This is a genomic window from Pseudomonas sp. CGJS7, from assembly GCF_036961695.1.
This window is the reverse complement of sequence record NZ_JBAMDI010000083.1, coordinates 14,537-31,271: the sequence shown is the minus strand read 5'-3', so window position 1 is coordinate 31,271 and position 16,735 is coordinate 14,537. Positions and strand designations below refer to the sequence as shown.

Sequence of the window (16,735 nt, the reverse complement as noted above, 5' to 3'; positions counted from 1 at the left end):
CACGGAGGTTGGCTAGTTTGGGGACGGATCGCGCCGATGCAAGCGCCGCGGTCGCCCGGGCGGGCGCTCAGCCGCCCGGCGGGTGCGGATCGGCCCGGCCTGGCCCGGCCGACGGCGGCTCGGACAAAGCGGCCGCGGCCGCCGGGACCGCGGTCGGTTCCGGCACCGGCCGCGCGGCCTCGGCTTCGCGCTGGCGGCGGTCGCGGGCATCGTCGGGATGGGTCAGCGGATGCTCCTCGACCGGGTCGACGTCGAACGGCGAACGGAACACCAGCGACGGCAGGATCGTGGTCAGGGTGGCGTACAGCAGCAGCGCCCCGAACCAGGCATCGGGCAAGGCGAAGCGTTCGCGCAGGATCGCCGCCAGCACCAGAGTGAAGATCAACGTCGGCGCCAACGCCACCGACACCCGCAGACTCGCGCCGTGCTTCTCGCCGAACAGCGCACGCCGTTGCAGCCAGATCACCCCGATCCGCAGCGGCAACACCACCGCGGTCAGCAACAACCCCAAGCCCAGCGCTTGGAAACTCAACGCGCCGCTGGGCACCTTGGTGCCGGCGTTGAAGAAGTAGAACGGGACGAAGAACGAGGCGAACAAACGCACCGCATGCAGATTTTCGTCCGAAGCCAGCCGCGGCATCCGCTCGCGCAGCAGGCGCGCGATCAAGCCGGCCACGAACGCGCCGACCAGGTAGTAAACCCCGAGCTTGGCGGTGGAGAACGCGGCAATCATGCCGACCATCACCAACAACGAAAACTCCGAACCCGGCGCATGCGGCACCACCCAACGCCCCAGAGCGACGAACACCAGCGGCAACCCGACCAACATCGCGATCAACGCGCCCGAGGACAGCGCCATCCGCACCGGATCGCTGGCCTGCAACACCACGAACAACGCGACCAGGGCCAGCAATTCGCCGGCGATGGCCTTGCTGGTGACCCAGAACCGCTCTTCTTCGTCCAGGCCCAACCGCGCCAGGGTGTCGAGGATGAAACCGGTCGACGGCGTCAACAACGCCAGCGCCAGCAAGCCTGCGGCCTGCCAGCCCATGCCGGCGTAACGCCAGGCCAGCCAGCCCACGCCGATCAGCGTCGCGGTGCGAATGACCAAGTGCGCGATCAGCGGCCACAGGCCTTTGCGCAGGGCCTTGAGTTCCACTTCCAGGCCGGCGAACAGAAACAACGAGGAAATGCCCAGGGTGGCGAGCATCGCCACCACCGTGTCGTGGGATTTGTCGCCCCAGGCCAGCATCGCGACGATACCGAACAACAGGCAGGTCAGCGGCGCGGGAATCTTGTAGCGCTGCAGTGCGCGCGGGATGACCAGCAGGCCGAAGATCAGCAACAAATAAATCAACTCGCGGCTCATGCGGCCCCCTCAAACGATTGCGTCGGCGGACGATAGGGCAAGCGATGTCGAGGCCGCGCCAAGCCGCGGCTGCGCATGCGTCCGCGTCGGCAGCAAAAACAACGGCCCGGCCGCCTTTCCGCGAACGGAAGGCGACCGGGCCGTGAGGACCCGCGATGGGCGCGCTCAGGGCGCGGCGGGCGGTACCGAGGCCTGGCAGTCGCCGCTCAGGCAGTCGATGTAGTCCGCGCGCGTATCCAACAAGCGCACGTCGTACGGACCGGTGTTGCCCGGCGGCAACAGCAACTCGTTCGAATAAAAATCCGAGATGCCGTACAAACGCGCGCCGACCCGTTGCAGCGGTTGGAAATAGCGCACGCGGCTGGGCGCGCAGGCGGTCGCACCGGTGGCGAAGGCGCTTTGGCAGTCGGTCGCGTACTGCAAAGCCGGAGTCTGCGGGATCTTCTTGCGGTATTGATAATCGGCCACGCCGGAAGAAGCCTGGAGCCACTGCCCCGGGATGATGCTTTCGCCGCCAACGGTGTACACGGTGGCGTCGCGCACGCTGCCATCGCTCAGGCGCCGGATCTCTGCAGTGCGATCCAGCGCCGGATAACGCGCCAACCAGGTCTGATTGGCCGGAGCCCGCCACGTCCCGACCGGGCTGCCCAGAGCGACGTCGTACTGCCGGGTCATCGCCACGCTGGAGCCGACGAAGTTGCCGCCGGTGGTTCTCGCCAGATAGATCACCGGCAAGCGCGCGGACATGTCTTGCCCATTGAACTCGGAAGTGCCCGCCTCATAACGCCAGAACGTGGTGCCGACCTGGGGCAGCTGCGAAGTGGGGAGCGCGGAAACATACAACGAACCGTCCGGTTCCACCTGGAAAGCGAGATTGCGCGAACCGCTCGCGGCCACGTACTGCATGCGCTCGCCGAACGTCGCCGCGTTGAATTGGTAACCGTTGCCGTAGCCGCCGCTGTCGAAGCGGAACCAGTGCTCGGACTGCGCGCACTTGCCGAACGCCGGCAGATGCGTCGCGCGCCGGGTGCTGTTGCACGCCGCCGGCAACCAATAGGTCGGCCCAGGCTGACTCAGCGAGCCGCTGCCGAACAACGGCCGCCAGGAGTTCGCGGCCGAGGCCGCGCCCAGATCGAACGCCGACCACACCGAGTACTCGGTGTTTTCGCGCTCGTAATCGCCGGCCGCGGAATGGTGGCTGTCTTGCCAGACCGAGCGCGAGGCCCACAGGTCGTACACCTCGCCGACCACCAGACGGCGCAGCAGATGCCCGCGCGAGGCGCGCTGCACCGGCAGTTGCGCGGTGACGTTCGGGAACGGCAGATAACGCAAGACATTGCGGCTGCCGGCATCGCCCTGCGGCGTCAACGACACTCCGCCCTGAGCGCTCAAGCTCGCGGTGTAACGCGGGTGCGCGGTCAGCGGCTCGTCTTCGTACAAGGCGTAGCTGCCGTCGGTCTGGCGATACAACAGTTGCAGATCCGACACCCACATCGCCGACTCGTTCAACGGCACCGGACCGAGCATGGCAAGCGCATTGGGCAATTGATCCAGCGACGTCAACGGCACGTTGTCGGCCTGATCGAACAGGTAGGTCATCGCCGCGGTCCAGTTGGCCTGCGCCGCGATCGGACGGTAAGCGGCCTGGTTCTGCAGCAGCTGTTGTCCGTCCTGGTAGCCCGCCGGCAGCGCGATGGCGCCGCTGGCCCAGCCGTCGAGCAAGTACGCGGCGACCGCCAGATCGGTGCCGACGATGGAGCGGGTGACGTGTTCGAACTCGGCATCGGACACCGCATCGCGGTCGCCCAGCCCCACCCGCACCATCCACGCCAACGCACTGCTGAAAGGCGACACCCGCAGCGAACTGCGCTCGCTCGAATCGACCGTGCCATCGCTGCCGGCCGCGGCGATCAGGCGCGCGGCGCTGCCGAGCGCCGAGCGATAGCGCGCGCGCAGCGAGGCGACTTCGACCACGACCATTTCATCGCCGTTCAAAACGGCGATCGAAGCGGTGTACGCATTGCCCTGCACCGTCGCCGGATACGTGCGATCGCCGACGATCACCGTGGCGGTAGCCGACGCGCCGGGCGCGAGGCCGGCGATTTCGCCCTGCAGGTTCAGCGCCACCGGCACCGGTTCGTCGGCGGCGTTCGGCGGCGGGGTCAAACCGCGATCGGACGGATCCAGCCGGGTCGGCGCGGACGGTCCGGACGCTTCCGCGGACCCGGGTTCTCCCAGCGTTCCCGCGGCGATGACCGAGGCCATCGCAATGCTGGCCACAGTCGCGGCGATAGCGGCCGTAAGGCCCTTCCTTGCTTGCATGAGTGTTCCCCTGAGCGCGAAGACCATCGTCCTGGATGGCTGAGCCTTCCTGGCGGCGACAACCCTGTCGCGACCGAACCCGTCTCCGCGCGGGACTTTAGCCGAGCGCGCGAAACCTCACCAGACAGCCGCGCGCATCAACATCCGGGGCGATGCCGAACGGCACGAATCGGTGGACGAACCGCAGGCCCGCGCCGCCGCAGCGGCGCGGCGCTCAGCCCGCGTCGTACAGCGACATCCACTCCGCTTCGGCCTTGGCCAGCAACGCGGCGACCTGCTCGCGCTGCTTGGCCAGCTCGGCGGCGTTGTCGCCGCCGCCGGCGTACTTGGTCGGATCGGCCAGGTCCATGTCCAGCGTGTGCAGCTTGGATTCCAGCTCGGCCACGCGCTTTTCGGCCTCGGCCAACTTGACCGGATTGACCTTGCGCCCGCCCTTGCCCGACGCCGCCGGCTTGGCCGCGGCGGCGCTGGCTTGCGCGGCGGCGGCCTTGGCCGCGGCGGCGCCCTTGCCGTCGTTGCTGCTGTCGCGGGTGCGCAGCCACACCGCGTAGGCGTCGAGGTCGCCGTCGAACGGCTGGGCCACGCCGTCGGCGACGCGCCAGAAGGTTTCGCAGACCAGGCCGATCAAATGGCGGTCGTGCGAGACCAGCACGATCGCGCCGGGGAAATCCGACAGCGCTTCGGCCAGGGCCTCGCGCACGTCCAGGTCCAAGTGGTTGGTCGGTTCGTCGAGCAGCAGCACGTTGGGTTTGCGCCAGGCGATCATCGCCAGGGCCAGACGCGCGCGCTCGCCGCCGGAGAATCCGTCGACCGATTCGAACGCGCGGTCGCCGGGGAAATTCCACTTGCCGAGGAAATCGCGCAGTTGCTGGGTCGGCACGCCCGGGGCGATTTCGGCCAGATGGTCGATCGGGCTCACACCCGCGTGCAGCGATTCGACCGTGTGCTGGGCGAAGTAGCCGATGCGCAGATCCGGATGGCCGCCGCGCTCGCCGGTCAGCAGTTCCAGCTCGCCGACCAGGGATTTGACCAGGGTCGATTTACCCGCGCCGTTGGGGCCGAGCAGTGCGATGCGGTCGCCGGCTTCCAGGATGAAGCTGACATCGTCCAGCACCACGTGATCGCCGTAACCGCAATTGGCGTGGATCAGGCGCAGCAGCGCGTGCGGCAGCTTGGTCGGCGCGGGGAATTCGATCCGCATCGCGCGTTCGACCCGCACCGCCTCGGTGCCGACCATCTTGGCCAGGCGCTTGACCCGCGACTGCGCCTGCTTGGCCTTGGCCGCGCTGGCGCTGAAGCGGTCGATGAAGCTCTGCAGGTGGGCGCGCTCGGCCATCTGCTTTTCGTGGGTGATCTGCTGCAGGCGCAGATGCTCGGCGCGCTGACGCTCGAAGGAGGTGTAATCGCCGGTGTAGAGCTTGGCCTTGCCGTCGTGCAGATGCAGGGTGTGGGTGGTGACTTCGTCGAGGAACTCGCGGTCGTGCGAGATCAGCAACAAGGTGCCCGGGTACTTGAGCAGCCATTGCTCCAGCCACAGCACCGCGTCCAGGTCCAAGTGGTTGGTCGGTTCGTCGAGCAGCAGCAGGTCCGACGGGGTCATCAGCGCGCGCGCCAGATTCAGGCGCACCCGCCAGCCGCCGGAGAATTCCTTGACCGCGCGTTCGTGGGTGTCGGGGCTGAAGCCCAGGCCGTGCAGCAGCTTGCCGGCGCGCGCGGTGGCATCGTAGCCGCCGAGCTCTTCGAGCTGATGATGGGCCTCGGCCACCGCTTCCCAGTCCTCGCGCTCGACCGCTTCGCGCTCGGCGACGATGACCTTGTAGACGTTGGCGTCGCCGGACAGGACGAAGTCCAGGGCCGGGTCGTCCAGGGCTGGGGTTTCCTGGGCCACGCTGGCGATGCGGACCCGGTTGGGGACGTCGATATCGCCGCGGTCGGCCTCGACTTCGCCCTGGATCGCCGCGAACAGCGAGGACTTGCCGGTACCGTTGCGGCCGATCACGCCCACCCGCCAGCCGGCGTGCAGGGACAGGTCTACGTTGGACAGCAGCAGGCGTTCGCCGCGCCGCATGGCGAAATCACGGAAAGAAATCATGCGGATATGGTCGCATGACTGATCGGTATTTGCTCATGAACACATGTTCGGCCGTAGCCGGAGCGGCCATCGAATAATCCGACCCAGGCCTCAGACCGCCCCCACGCGTCAACGAGTTCGCCTTCCGCGGCACAGCGCCCCTCGCGCCGGCCGTGGCGGCGGCGCTCGCCCCGACGTCCCCCGTTCGACCGCCCGGAGTGTCCATGTCCCGCCGTCTTTCCCTGCTCAGCACCGCCGTTTCGCTCGCCCTCGCCACCGCGCCTTCCTGGGCCCAGGAAGCCGGCGCCGCGGAGCCGGCCGGATCGAATCCGACCAATCTCGACACCCTGATCGTCACCGGCACCCGGGTCTCGGACCGCACCGTCGCCGAATCGACCGCGCCGATCGACATCATCACCCCGCAGACCCTGGAGGCCACCGGCACGGTCGAACTGGCCACCGCGCTGTCGCGCGCCCTGCCCTCGCTGAATTTCCCGCGCCCGGCGATCACCGACGCCACCGACGCGGTGCGCCCGGCGCAATTGCGCGGTCTCGCCCCGGATCAGGTGCTGGTGCTGGTCAACGGCAAGCGCCGCCACACCACGTCGCTGATCAACCTCAACGACAGCATCGGCCGCGGCTCCTCGCCGGTCGACCTCAACGCGATTCCGATCGCGGCGATCGAACGGGTGGAAGTGCTGCGCGACGGCGCCTCGGCGCAATACGGTTCCGACGCGATCGCCGGCGTCATCAACATCGTGCTCAAGGGCTCGGGCGAAGGCGGTTCGATCGCCGCGCGCTACGGCCAGTTCAGCGCCGGCGACGGCAAGCAGTACCAACTCTCCGGCGACGCCGGCTTCAAGCTCGGCGAGAACGGCAGCGTGCATCTGTCCGCGCAGGGCGGCCACAGCGACAACACCGACCGCGCGCGGCCGTACCTGGGCCCGGTCAGCCCGACCAGCAACCCGCCGGGCAAGGTCGTGCACCGCTACGGCGATCCGGAAATCGATCAGGCCGCGGTCGCCTACAACGCCAACTACAAAGCCGCTGAGGGCGTTGAGTTCTACTCCTTCGGCACCGCCAGCCGCCGCCGCGCGATTTCCAACGGCTACTTCCGCGCGCCCGGCAACGCCAACAACATCCTGTCGGTGTACCCCAACGGCTTCCTGCCGCAGATCGACAACGTAAGCAAGGACCGCGCCCTGGTGCTGGGCCTGCGCGGTCAGACCGCGGGAGGCTGGAACCTGGACCTGAGCTACAACTACGGCCAGAACCAGCTCGATTTCGACGTGCGCAACAGCTTGAACCGCACCCTCGGCGCGTCCTCACCGCACGACTTCTACATCGGCGCGCTCGAAGTCACCCAGAACGTGCTCAACGCCGACTTCAACAAAGCCTTCGACGTGGGTTGGCTGAAGTATCCGCTGACCGTCGCCTTCGGCACCGAGTGGCGCGGCGAGAAGTTCAATCAGTCCGCGGGCGAACTCGCCTCCTACGTCGCCGGCCCCGAACCCGGCGCGCCGGGCGCGCAGGTGTTCCCGGGCTTCACCCCGTCCGACGCCAGCCGGCGCAATCGCAACAGCCATTCGTTCTATCTGGATCTGGAAACCGACGTCACCGACAAGCTCTCGCTGGGCGCGGCGGCGCGTTACGAGAGCTACAGCGACTTCGGCGAAACCACTTCGGGCAAGCTGTCGGCGCGTTACGCCTTCACCGACAAGGTGGCGCTGCGCGGCACGGTGTCGACCGGTTTCCGCGCGCCGTCGCTGCAACAGCAGTTCTATCAATCGACCCAGACCGTGATCGTGCTCGGCGACCCGAACCCGTTCCAGGTCCGCACCTTCGCCGTCGACGACCCGGCCGCGATCGCGCTCGGCGCCGAACCGCTCAAGGCCGAGGAATCGACCAACATCGGCCTGGGCCTGGTGCTGCAGCCGGTGGAAGGGCTGTACATCACCGTCGATGCGTATCAGATCGACGTCGACGACCGCATCATCCTCTCGGAAAACCTGCGCGGCCCGGCGGTGGCGAGCTTCCTGGAAGCGCGCGGCTATCCCGGCATCAACGGCGGCCGTTATTTCACCAACGCGGTCGATACCCGCACCCGCGGCATCGACATCGTCGGCAGCTACAAGTGGACCCTCGGCAGCGGCACGCTCGACCTCACCGGCGGCTACAACCACAACAAGACCACCTTGGAACGCATCGCGGCCAATCCGCCTGAACTGACCGCCAGCGGCTTGAATCTGCAACGCATCGGCCGGGTCGAACAAGGCCGCATCACCCAGGGCGCGCCGCGCGACAAGTTCTTCCTCGGCGGCAGCTGGAACACCGGCCCGTGGCGCTTCGACGCCACCGCCACCCGCTACGGCGAGTTCCACACCTTCAACGACGATCCCAGCGGCGTGCGCGATCAGACTTACGGCGCCAAGTGGACCTTGGATCTGGCCGCGACTTACGCCATCGACGGTTGGGAGTTCACCGTCGGCGGCGACAACGTGCTCAATCAGTATCCGGACGAATCGATCTACGCCAACAGCGAGAGCGGGCAGTTGCCGTACAGCGGCAACTCGCCGTTCGGGTTCAATGGTGCGTTCGCTTACGCCAAGGTTGGGTACAAGTGGTGAAGGCCTGGGAGGCGGCGCAGCGCCGCCTCCCCTCGGTTTGGCGATGCTGCGATGCGCCAAGGCGGCGTATCGGCCGGTGATAACCTCCCTCGGCCGAATGACTCGGCGCAATCATGGGAAGGAACGTCATGTCCAAGTCTGCCTTGCTGACCCCGGTATTGCTCGCCTCGATCACCGTCGTTTCAGCGCTGGCGCCCGTCTCCAGCGCGGTCGCTGGCTGCAGCGATTGCGGTTGGCTGTTCGTCAGATGCATGAGCCACGCGGATACTCCCGAAAAAGAACAAGAGTGCGAAGACGCCCGCGCGCTCTGCGAGGAAACCTTCTGCACTAATCCGAGCGCCGCGCGCCTGGCGCTGTTGCCGCCACGCGCCGAAACTCCGCTGCCGGCGCCGGACCGCGACGACGCAAACCGCGCTGCCAAGACGCGGCAAAGCGCGCAGTAACGGTTTCGTCGCCGCGCACGGCGAGCAAGGATCGGAAGACCCCGCGCTCAGCGGGGCTCTTTCATGAACTGCCTTGCGGCGCGGATCAGGCGAGTACGCGCGCCAGGAAATCGCGGACTCGCGGCAACGCTTGATCCAAATGGGTTTCCAACAGCCAATGGCCGGCGCTTTCCAGCAGGTGGAGTTCGGCGTCGGGCAGATCGCGCAGATAAGCGCGCGCCGCGTCGGCGGGCATGTAACCGTCCTTCGGCCCCCACACGATCAACGTCGCCGGCCGGTGTTCGCGCAAGTACGCTTGATAGCGCTCAAACCACTGCAGATTGGCTTCCAGCTTGTCCATCAGGCCGACCATCGCATCGCGCCGCACCGGCGTGTCCATCAATGGCCAGTGCAGCTTCCATAGGTCCGGCGTCACCCGCGCGGCGACCTCCTCGTCGACTTCGCCGATGAACTCCTCGCGAAATCCTTTCTCGCTGACCGCCTCCTGCAACGGCTTGCGGTTGCGCGCCGAGCGGTCGGCCCAATACGCCTGGATGGTCGCGTACTTGGGGCCGAGCGCATCTTGGTAGATGTCGCCGTTCTGGACGATCAGCGCGGCGATGCGCTGCGGATGCGCGATGGCGTGACGCAAGCCGATCTGCGAGCCGTAATCGTGCAGCCACAGCGCGTAGCGTCGCAGGTTCAACCGATCGGCGAACTTGCCCAGGAAATCGGCGTAGGCGTCGAAGTCGTAGCCGAATCGCTCGGGATCGGGCGTGCCGCTGTAGCCGAATCCCGGGAAATCCGGGGCGATGGTTCGCCAGCGCTCGCTCAGGGCCGGCATGAGGTTGCGGTACTGGAACGAAGAACAAGGGTAGCCGTGCGGCAACAACAGCACTGGCGCGTCGGCGGGGCCGGCTTGGCGATAGAAAATCGGGATGCCGTCGATCTGCGTGCTCAGATGGCGCATCGCACACTCCTGCCCGCGAATCGGGCGATGTGGTCCGTGCCGATCGATGCTATCGCCGGTGTGTCCACGTTCCGTTAATCGCGAGGGTGGCGCGCGTTCGAAGAATCGTCGTGGTTGTGGTTTCGCGGTGGCGGCTCGCGCCGCTCCTACAGGGGCTGCGGCGGGTTTCGTTTGCGACTGCAGGAGCGGCGCGAGCCGCGACCGCGAAACCGCACACACCGCGTCACCCACCCCGAATACGACACGCACGACACGATCCCGGGAACCACTCGCCGATCGCGCGGTCAGAACCCCGGCTAACGCGCCGGCCCGGCTTTCCCGGATCCGCGCGCGCCGCACCCGCCGCGCATTTCGCGCAAATCCACCCAACGCCGCCGCGCCGACGGCGCGAGGATGAATGCCGATTCATCCCCGCGCATCACGCTGGAGCGACCGGCGCACAGGCATAAATCCGGTTGCGCCGCCGTGGCCGCGGGCCTTGCCGCGCAGGCTCGGGCGGGCGTGGCCGGGGTCGTCCGCGCGCCCAGGCCTGAAGCGAAAAATCTCGCAGAAACAATCGTTTGCGAGCATCGGCGAAATCGAAAAGACTTGCATCTGACTCGTTCAGCACACATTCTCTAATGACCAGACCACAGGAGAGCCGATGCACCACACGTCCCTGATCGCGATTCTGGTAGCCGGCTTCGTCCTGGCCTTCATCTTCGGAATGATCGCGCAACGCCTGCGGCTGTCGCCGCTGGTGGGCTACCTCATCGCCGGCATCATCGCCGGCCCCTTCACGCCGGGTTTCGTCGGCGACCAGACCCTTGCGCCGCAATTGGCCGAAATCGGCGTGATCCTGCTGATGTTCGGCGTCGGCCTGCATTTCTCGCTAGGCGACTTGCTTGAGGTCAAAGCCATCGCATTGCCCGGCGCGGTCCTGCAGATCGCGGTGGCGACCGCATTGGGCTGGGGCATGGCATTGGCGCTGGGGTGGTCGCACGGGGCCGGCCTGGTATTCGGTTTGGCCTTGTCGGTCGCCAGTACCGTGGTGCTGTTGCGCGCGCTGGAAGAACGGCGATTGGTGGAAACCGCCAAAGGCCGGATCGCGGTGGGCTGGCTGATCGTCGAGGACTTGGCGATGGTGCTGGCGCTGGTGTTGCTGCCGGCGCTGTCGGGCCTGCTCAAGGGCGAGGACACCGAAGGTTCGGCGATCTGGAGCCAGTTGTTCATCACCCTGGCCAAGGTCGGCGCCTTCGTCGCCTTCATGTTGATCGTCGGCCGGCGGGTGATTCCGTGGATTCTCGAACGCGTGGCCGGCACCGGTTCGCGCGAGCTGTTCACCCTGTGCGTGCTGGCCATCGCGCTGGGCGTGGCGTTCGGTTCGGCCGAACTGTTCGGGGTGTCGTTCGCGCTGGGCGCGTTCTTCGCCGGGATGATGCTCAACGAATCCGAGTTCAGCCATCAGGCCGCCAACGAAACCCTGCCGCTGCGCGATGCGTTCGCGGTGTTGTTCTTCGTCTCGGTCGGCATGCTGTTCAATCCGATGATCCTGATCGAGGAGCCGCTGGAAGTGCTGGCGGTGTTCGGCATCATCGTGATCGGCAAGTCGGCGGCCGCTTATGCATTGGTGCGCGCGTTCGGCAAGCCCAATTCCACCGCGCTGATGATCTCCGCCAGCCTGGCCCAGATCGGCGAGTTCTCCTTCATTCTGGCCACCCTCGGCCTGGACCTGGAAATCCTGCCGAAGGAAGGCCAGGACCTGATCCTGGCCGGCGCGCTGATGTCGATCATCGCCAACCCGCTGCTGTTCGCCTGGCTCGACCGCAAGAACGCGCGCGAAGCCGCGGCGGCGCAGGAAGCCAAGACCGATCCGGTGGCGCCGCCGGTGCCGGCCGATATCGACAAGCACGTGATCCTGATCGGCTACGGCCGGGTCGGCAGCGAGCTGGGACGGTTGTTGGCCGCGCAGAACGTGCCGATGGTGGTCATCGACGGCGAAGAAAGCCTGATCGCCAAGGCGCGCGCGGCCGGGTTGCCGGCGATCCTGGGCAACGCGGTCCACGAGCGGGTGTTGCGCGAGGCGGTGCCCGAGCGCGCCACCACGGTGATGCTGGCGATTCCGCAGGCGCTGGAGGCCGGCGAGATCATCGCCAAGCTGCGCGAGATCAATCCGGCGCTGAGCATCGTCGCCCGCGCGCACAGCGACAACGAGGTCCGCCACCTGATCGAACACGGCGCCGACGGCGCGGTGATGGCCGAACGCGAGTTGGCCCACAGCCTGGCCGAGATGGTTTTGGCCGCACCGGTCTACCGCGGCGAGCGCCATCTGCCGCCTTCGACGGCGCTGGCGTAAGGGCGGGACGGCGGTATCGCGAAAGCGGCGGCGAGCTGCCGCTTTCGCGGACCTGCTAGGCTAGTTCGGTCTTCCGCGGCACGCATACGGTCATGAGCGAAATCGATACCTCGGCGCCGGAGTCCTCCGGCAGCGAAAACACCGACGGCGGCGGCGCGGCCGATACGCCGGAGAATCCCGCCCCGCAGCTCAGCGCGGCCGAGGCCCGGATCATCGGCTGCCTGATCGAAAAGGAAGCGACCACGCCCGACGTGTACCCGCTGACCCTCAACGCCATCGTCACCGCGTGCAATCAAAAGACCTCGCGCGAGCCGGTGATGGCGCTGGAACAAGGCGAAGTCGCCAACGCGCTGCGCCGGCTGGAACCGCGCGGCTGGGTCAAGTCGCAGCACAACGCGCGCGCCGAGCGTTACTCGCACCGCGCCGGCGGCGTGCTCGACACGACCCGTCCGCAGACGGTGTTGATCGCGCTGTTGATGCTGCGCGGGCCGCAGACCGCTTACGAATTGCTTTCGCGCAGCGAGCGCATGGCCAAGTTCGATTCGGTCGGCGATGTGCAGTACGCGTTGGAGCGGTTGAGTCAGCATTCGCCGCCGTTGGTGCGGTTGCTGGGTCGGCAGGCGGGGCAGCGTGAGGATCGTTACGGACACTTGCTTAGCGGCGAGCCGGTGTGGAACGGCAGCGTTGGTGGCGCTCACGAAGATGGCGTTGCTGCATCGCCCGCGGCGCAATCGGCTTTGGCCGAACGCATAGCCGCCTTGGAAGCCAAAGTCGCCGAATTGGAAGCGCGGCTCGAAGCCGCCGGCGCCTGATTCCGCGCTATCCCGCAAAGCCCCTGTAGGAGCGGCGCGAGCCGCGACAACGCAGCCGCAAGAACCGCGCGGCGCCAGTGGATGGATGGCGGCGGGGTTATAGGGTCGGTCGTGGTTTTGGATTCGCGGTCGCGGCTTGCGCCGCTGCTACAGGGGCCTGCGGCGGGCTTCGGTCAGGCCAGCGGCAAATAGATATCGGTACGCAGCAACGCCTGCGGCACTTCGTCGGGATCGTCCAGGTACTCGTGATGCAACGGCGCATCGCGCAAGGCTTCGCCGCTGAGCGGCAGCCATTGCGCGAGCAGCGCATCGGTCAGCGCCTCCAATCCCTCGAAGGCGCCGACATGGCGGACCCGCGCGTAGCGGCCGCCGCCCAGATGGGCCACGCGCATCTCGCCGCCGGCGGCCAGTTGCAGCGGCGCACCGAGCGCGAGCATGCAGTCGAACGCGCAGGCGCTGGGTTCGACGTCGCGGCGATCGTCCACCGGCACGCCGTACAGGCCGCGCAGCGAATCCAGCAAGCCGTTCTCGGCCGCCCAGCCGAACAAACGGCCGTAACCCTGGTTCTGTTCGGGATACGCGCCGGCGACGCGCAAGGCCACGACCTGGAACGGATCGACGCTCACTACCTCCACCCGCAACGGCGCCGCCGGTTCGCTGTCGTCCGCGGGCGACGGGTGCGAGAGCCGGTCGATTTCGCGCCACAGCCGCTCCGGCTGCGCGCGCAGTTCGCTCGGCGTCCCGCCGACGCCCTGGCGGAACGCGCGGGTGAAGGCCTGCGGGGTCTGATAGCCGACCGCGAGCGCGGCGTCGGTGATGCTGCGCTCGGCGCTGGCGAGCAGGCGCAGGCCTTGCAGCAGGCGCAGCCGGGCCACGGTCTGGCCGCTGGTTTCGCCGGTCATCGCCCGGTACACGCGATGGAAATGGAACGGCGAGAACGACGCGGCCTCGGCCAGGCGGCTCAGCTCCGGCGGCTCCTCGCCGCGCACGATCGCTTGCTCTATCAACGCGACCGCGCGTCCGATCCGGCGTTCGTGGGCCTCGCGGGTGCCGGGCTTGAGCGCCCCCCTGGCCCGTTCGGTCACTGGGTCTTCGGCGGTTGCGGCCTCCTCCTGAGGCATTACGGCGGCATGCTCCTGCTCGGGGGACATGGTCGGACTCCTCGCGATGGGCCATGTGGGGTCGGCGCCCAGCCTCGCAGGCCGGGCGCGGGCCGGCGGTTCCTATCTTGCGCTTTCGCCGCGCCGGCGCGGGTCAGTAGGACAGCGCCAGCGCCACCAGCACGCCGGTCTCGACCAGTTCGGTCAAGGCGCCGCAGGTATCGCCGGTCATGCCCTGCAAGCGTTGCAGACAGGCGCGGCGCCAGCGCCAGAAGATCAGCCCGGCCACCAGCGCGGCCAAGCCGCCGCGCCAGCCGGCGAGCGCGCACAAGCCGGCCGCGATCAGCAGCGCGATGATGCACGCGACGCGCGGCGCATCGACCAGCGCCTGGCCCAGACCGCCGCCGCGCACGTAAGGCGTAGTGAGAAAGGCCAGGGTCAGCCCCGCCCGCGCCAGCAGCGGCGCCAGCAGCAACGCGCTCCATGCCGGCGCCGGCAAACTGGCCAAGGCGGCGAATTTCAGCAGCAACACCAGCACCACCGCGACCACCGCGATCGGCCCGCTGCGCGGATCTTTCATGATCGTCAGCGTGCGCTCGCGGCGCTGCGCCGCATCCGCGCCCATGCCGCCGACCCAGGCGTCGGCGCTGTCGGCCAGGCCGTCCAGGTGCATCGCGCCGGTCAGCGCCGTCCACGCCGCCAACAGCAACGCCGCCGACAACAACGGCGGACGGCTTTGCAGCGCCCAGGCCAAGGCGCACAACAGCGCGCCGATCAGCAAGCCGACCAGCGGATACCAAAGCAACGAACGCGATTGCGCGCGCGAGTCGGCGAACGCCCAGGCCGGCACCGGAATCCGGGTGAGAAACCCGATCGCGGCCAGCAGCGCGCGCATCAGCCCTCGACCGTACCGGCCTGAAGTTGCGCGGCGGCCTCGCTTTCGCGCGCGGCGGCCTTGGGCGGCCAGCTCAAGGCATGCAGCGAAGCGTGGGCGACATCGATATTGAGCAGGTCGGTGTAGCGCCGGCCGACCGAGAGACAACGCAGCAGGCGGATCACGCCGCCGTGGGTCACCACCAACACCCGCTGGCCGGCGTAGTCGTGCGCGATCGCATCGGCCGCGGCGGTCAGGCGCGCGGCGAAATCGCCGAAACGCTCCGCGGCCGGCGGCGGGTGGGCGACCGGATCGGCCCAGAAACGCGCCAGCGCCTCGCCCTGTTCGGCGGCGATGACGTCCACCGCCAGGCCTTGCCAGGCGCCGAAGTGGTACTCGCGCAGGCGCGGCTCCAACGCCAGCGGCAGGCCGCGCGCTTGCGCCAGTTCCTGCGCGAACGCGGCGCAGCGTTGCAGCGGCGAGCTGACCACCACGTCCCAGTCGCGGCCGAGCACCGCGTCGCGCATCTGCCGCCACCCCAGTTGCAGCAGGCTATCGTCCAGTTGCCCGCGGTAGCTGCGATGGCCGGTGTCGCCGTGGCGCAGCAGATCGATGGATAAGGCGGTCGAACTCATCGCGGCATCTGTCCTTGTGCGCGGTCGGCTGACGAGGGCTCCGATGATGCCTGCTCGGCCGCGAGTCGGGAATGGCGGCGCTTGCCCCAGCGTGTCGGCATGAGCGATTCAGGACGCAAGCGCAGCGTCGCCGCCGGATACGCCGGCCTGGGCGAAGGTCGCCATGCGGTTGTGCAGATCGCAGGCCAGACGCAGCAACGGCACCGCCACCGCCGCGCCGCTGGCTTCGCCCAGGCGCATCTGCAGGTCCAGCAGCGGCTGCGCCTGCAAGGCATCCAGCACCGCCGCGTGTCCGCGCTCGTGCGAGCGATGCGCGTACAGCAGCCAGTCGCGGCAACCCGGGTTGAGCCGCTGCGCGGTCAGCGCGGCGACACTGGAAATGAAGCCGTCGACCAGCACCGGCAGCCCGGCCTGGGCCGCGGCCAGATACGCGCCGGCCAAGGCGGCGATCTCGAAACCGCCCAGCCGGCGCAAGCGATCCAGATCGTCCGCGGCCACCGCGTGCAGCGCCAACGCGCGCTCGATCACCGCGACCTTGTGGGCGACGCCGGCCGCGTCGAGCCCGGTGCCGGCGCCGGCCAGTTCGGCCGGCGCGCGTTGCAGCAGCGCGCAGGCCAGCGCCGCCGCCGCGGTGGTGTTGGCGATGCCCATCTCGCCGCCGATGAACAACTGCGCGCCGGCATCCAGCGCCGCGCGCACGCTGGCCGCGCCGGCCGCGAGTGCGGTGCGCAGCTGCGCTTCGCTCATCGCCGGCCCGAGGCAAAAATTGTCGGTGCTCGGCGCGATGATCGCGCGATGCACCCCCGGCACCGGGCCGGGATCGTTGACCGTGCCCAGATTGACCACGTCCAGCGTCGCCCGGTTCGCGCCCTCGCTGAGGCTGCGCGCCAGCACGCTGATGGCCGCGCCGCCGCTGGCGAAGTTGCGCACCATCTCGCCGGTGACCGCCTGCGGAAACGCCGACACGCCTTCGGCGGCGACGCCGTGGTCGGCGGCGAACACGCTGATCCAGACCCGTTCGGCCGAAGGCGCGGGGCTGCGCTGCAGCGATGCCAGCCGCGTCGCCAAGGCCTCCAGGCTACCCAGCGAACCCGGCGGTTTGGTCAGTTGCGATTGCCGCGCCAACGCGGCGACCCGGATGTCCTCATCGGCGCGCATGCAGCCGCGCATCCACCAATCGCCTTCGTTGCTCAAATCC

At 68.3% G+C, this 16,735-nt stretch carries 12 protein-coding genes; 4 read left to right on the top strand and 8 right to left on the bottom strand.

The window, feature by feature from the left end:
* Positions 1 to 67: 67 nt before the first annotated feature.
* The 3 genes from V7787_RS35155 to V7787_RS35145 form a co-directional block, all read right to left on the bottom strand.
* Positions 68 to 1,369 carry a cation:proton antiporter gene (locus V7787_RS35155; RefSeq protein WP_336092004.1) on the bottom strand — a complete coding sequence of 434 codons (1,302 nt, stop codon included), beginning with the start codon at positions 1,367 to 1,369 and terminating at the stop codon, positions 68 to 70.
* Between the two features lie 165 nt (positions 1,370 to 1,534).
* A complete protein-coding gene (locus V7787_RS35150) occupies positions 1,535 to 3,691 on the bottom strand; it encodes a hypothetical protein (RefSeq protein ID WP_336092002.1) in 2,157 nt (718 codons plus the stop codon).
* 214 nt (positions 3,692 to 3,905) lie between these two features.
* Positions 3,906 to 5,783, bottom strand: coding sequence for an ABC-F family ATP-binding cassette domain-containing protein (locus V7787_RS35145; protein ID WP_336091999.1), 1,878 nt, complete (start codon positions 5,781 to 5,783; stop codon positions 3,906 to 3,908).
* Positions 5,784 to 5,986: 203 nt separating this feature from the next.
* Here V7787_RS35145 and V7787_RS35140 point away from each other — a divergent pair, with 203 nt between their 5' ends.
* Together V7787_RS35140 and V7787_RS35135 are read left to right on the top strand one after the other, a co-directional pair.
* The gene (locus tag V7787_RS35140) at positions 5,987 to 8,389 is read left to right on the top strand and encodes a TonB-dependent receptor plug domain-containing protein (protein ID WP_336091997.1); all 2,403 of its coding nucleotides are present in this window, start codon (positions 5,987 to 5,989) and stop codon (positions 8,387 to 8,389) included.
* Between the two features lie 128 nt (positions 8,390 to 8,517).
* Positions 8,518 to 8,832 (top strand): hypothetical protein, encoded by a 315-nt coding sequence (locus V7787_RS35135; protein WP_336091995.1) that lies wholly within the window; start codon positions 8,518 to 8,520, stop codon positions 8,830 to 8,832.
* An 85-nt stretch (positions 8,833 to 8,917) separates the two neighbouring features.
* Here V7787_RS35135 and V7787_RS35130 read toward each other — a convergent pair whose 3' ends face one another.
* The gene (locus V7787_RS35130; protein ID WP_336091992.1) at positions 8,918 to 9,781 is read right to left on the bottom strand and encodes an alpha/beta fold hydrolase; all 864 of its coding nucleotides are present in this window, start codon (positions 9,779 to 9,781) and stop codon (positions 8,918 to 8,920) included.
* Positions 9,782 to 10,424: 643 nt separating this feature from the next.
* On the opposite strand from V7787_RS35130, the gene ybaL reads away from it, so the two are divergent.
* Both ybaL and V7787_RS35120 read left to right on the top strand, forming a co-directional pair.
* Positions 10,425 to 12,116, top strand: coding sequence for a YbaL family putative K(+) efflux transporter (gene ybaL / locus V7787_RS35125; protein ID WP_336091990.1), 1,692 nt, complete (start codon positions 10,425 to 10,427; stop codon positions 12,114 to 12,116).
* Between the two features lie 92 nt (positions 12,117 to 12,208).
* Positions 12,209 to 12,928: a YceH family protein gene (locus V7787_RS35120; protein WP_336091988.1), complete on the top strand. Its 720-nt coding sequence runs from the start codon at positions 12,209 to 12,211 to the stop codon at positions 12,926 to 12,928.
* A 173-nt stretch (positions 12,929 to 13,101) separates the two neighbouring features.
* Here V7787_RS35120 and V7787_RS35115 read toward each other — a convergent pair whose 3' ends face one another.
* The 4 genes from V7787_RS35115 to cobT form a co-directional block, all read right to left on the bottom strand.
* The gene (locus V7787_RS35115) at positions 13,102 to 14,079 is read right to left on the bottom strand and encodes an AraC family transcriptional regulator (RefSeq protein WP_336091986.1); all 978 of its coding nucleotides are present in this window, start codon (positions 14,077 to 14,079) and stop codon (positions 13,102 to 13,104) included.
* Positions 14,080 to 14,182: 103 nt separating this feature from the next.
* Complete coding sequence (locus V7787_RS35110) at positions 14,183 to 14,923, bottom strand: adenosylcobinamide-GDP ribazoletransferase (RefSeq protein WP_336091984.1); 741 nt, start codon at positions 14,921 to 14,923, stop codon at positions 14,183 to 14,185.
* On the bottom strand, positions 14,923 to 15,537 hold the full coding sequence (locus tag V7787_RS35105; RefSeq protein WP_336091983.1) for a histidine phosphatase family protein: 615 nt from the start codon (positions 15,535 to 15,537) through the stop codon (positions 14,923 to 14,925). Before V7787_RS35105 ends, V7787_RS35110 begins: the two co-directional genes overlap by 1 nt.
* A gap of 108 nt (positions 15,538 to 15,645) precedes the next feature.
* The gene (gene cobT / locus V7787_RS35100; RefSeq protein ID WP_336092038.1) at positions 15,646 to 16,707 is read right to left on the bottom strand and encodes a nicotinate-nucleotide--dimethylbenzimidazole phosphoribosyltransferase; all 1,062 of its coding nucleotides are present in this window, start codon (positions 16,705 to 16,707) and stop codon (positions 15,646 to 15,648) included.
* Positions 16,708 to 16,735 lie beyond the last annotated feature (28 nt).

Coding starts and splice junctions, on each gene's coding strand:
- V7787_RS35105 (WP_336091983.1), bottom strand. CDS start 15,537: ATGAGTTCGACCGCCTTATCCATCGATCTGCTGCGCCACGGCGACACC.
- V7787_RS35110 (WP_336091984.1), bottom strand. CDS start 14,923: ATGCGCGCGCTGCTGGCCGCGATCGGGTTTCTCACCCGGATTCCGGTG.
- V7787_RS35140 (WP_336091997.1), top strand. CDS start 5,987: ATGTCCCGCCGTCTTTCCCTGCTCAGCACCGCCGTTTCGCTCGCCCTC.
- cobT (WP_336092038.1), bottom strand. CDS start 16,707: ATGCGCGGCTGCATGCGCGCCGATGAGGACATCCGGGTCGCCGCGTTG.
- ybaL (WP_336091990.1), top strand. CDS start 10,425: ATGCACCACACGTCCCTGATCGCGATTCTGGTAGCCGGCTTCGTCCTG.
- V7787_RS35155 (WP_336092004.1), bottom strand. CDS start 1,369: ATGAGCCGCGAGTTGATTTATTTGTTGCTGATCTTCGGCCTGCTGGTC.
- V7787_RS35120 (WP_336091988.1), top strand. CDS start 12,209: ATGAGCGAAATCGATACCTCGGCGCCGGAGTCCTCCGGCAGCGAAAAC.
- V7787_RS35130 (WP_336091992.1), bottom strand. CDS start 9,781: ATGCGCCATCTGAGCACGCAGATCGACGGCATCCCGATTTTCTATCGC.
- V7787_RS35135 (WP_336091995.1), top strand. CDS start 8,518: ATGTCCAAGTCTGCCTTGCTGACCCCGGTATTGCTCGCCTCGATCACC.
- V7787_RS35145 (WP_336091999.1), bottom strand. CDS start 5,783: ATGATTTCTTTCCGTGATTTCGCCATGCGGCGCGGCGAACGCCTGCTG.
- V7787_RS35150 (WP_336092002.1), bottom strand. CDS start 3,691: ATGCAAGCAAGGAAGGGCCTTACGGCCGCTATCGCCGCGACTGTGGCC.
- V7787_RS35115 (WP_336091986.1), bottom strand. CDS start 14,079: ATGTCCCCCGAGCAGGAGCATGCCGCCGTAATGCCTCAGGAGGAGGCC.